This is a genomic window from Clostridium sp. AF20-7 (genome assembly GCF_003479275.1).
Classification (GTDB): Bacteria; Bacillota; Clostridia; order Lachnospirales; family Lachnospiraceae; genus Otoolea; species Otoolea fessa.
This window is the reverse complement of the sequence record NZ_QUGF01000032.1, coordinates 1-1,265: the sequence shown is the minus strand read 5'-3', so window position 1 is coordinate 1,265 and position 1,265 is coordinate 1. Positions and strand designations below refer to the sequence as shown.

1 pseudogene is annotated in these 1,265 nt (G+C 42.4%); it reads left to right on the top strand.

Annotated elements, in window-relative coordinates:
• Positions 1–1,215 (top strand): annotated as a pseudogene (locus DWX68_RS14465) (DUF87 domain-containing protein); the annotation flags it as partial.
• Between the last annotated feature and the right edge of the window lie 50 nt (positions 1,216–1,265).

Sequence of the window (1,265 nt, the reverse complement as noted above, 5' to 3'; positions counted from 1 at the left end):
GAAGCGGGGGAAAAGCTGGAGATAACTTCAAAGGCTTACCTATCGCTATTTCCATCTGACCTGAATACATACGGAGGGGAAGCGAAAAGACTTCTGGAAGATTTACAGTCGAGAAATGAAAGAATGTTTCTTGTGACTTTGGTGTTTTTAAATACAGCGAAAAATAAACAGGAGCTGGAAAATGTGGTATTCCAGACGGCAGGTATTGCACAGAAATATAACTGTGCATTAAAAAGATTGGACTATCAGCAGGAACAGGGCCTTATGAGCAGTTTGCCACTTGGAAGAAACTGGATTCCGATCAAGCGGGCATTGACTACCACATCGACAGCTATTTTTGTTCCATTTACAACGCAGGAACTGTTTATGGGTGGGGAATCTATCTATTATGGGTTAAATGCCCTGTCTAATAACCTGATCATGGCAGACCGGAAAAAGCTGAAGAATCCAAATGGGCTGATACTTGGTACTCCTGGATCTGGTAAATCTTTTGCAGCAAAAAGAGAGATTACCAATGTATTTATTGTCACAAAAGACGACATTATTATCTGTGATCCGGAGGGAGAATATTTTCCGTTAGTCCGGGCATTTAACGGGCAGGTTATCCGTATTTCTCCGACCAGTCATGATTACATCAATCCAATGGACATTAATATCAATTATGCGGATGATGACGATCCGTTATCTCTGAAATCAGATTTTATCCTTTCGCTTTGTGAACTGGTAGTAGGAGGGAAAAATGGTCTGGAACCAGTGGAAAAAACAATCATTGACCGATGTGTACGTCTGGTATATCAGGACTATCTTGCTGATCCGGTTCCAGAGAAAATGCCAATTCTGGAAGATTTATATAATCTGCTTCGCAAACAGGAAGAGACAGAGTCGCAGCGGCTGGCAACAGCACTGGAAATCTATGTAAATGGTTCCCTGAAGGTGTTTAATCACCGCACAAATGTAGAGTTGAACAATCGTCTGGTATGTTTCGATATTAAAGACCTTGGTAAACAGCTTAAAAAACTTGGCATGTTGATTGTTCAGGATCAGGTTTGGAACAGGGTAACAGTCAATCGTTCTGCTCATAAGTCTACCAGATATTACATTGATGAGTTCCATCTGTTGCTGAAAGAGGAACAGACAGCAGCGTACAGTGTGGAAATCTGGAAGAGATTCAGGAAGTGGGGAGGTATTCCGACTGGTATCACGCAGAACGTAAAAGTGCGCCCAGATAGGGCGCTGTGCAAAGCAGTCTAAGGTACTGCCGCACA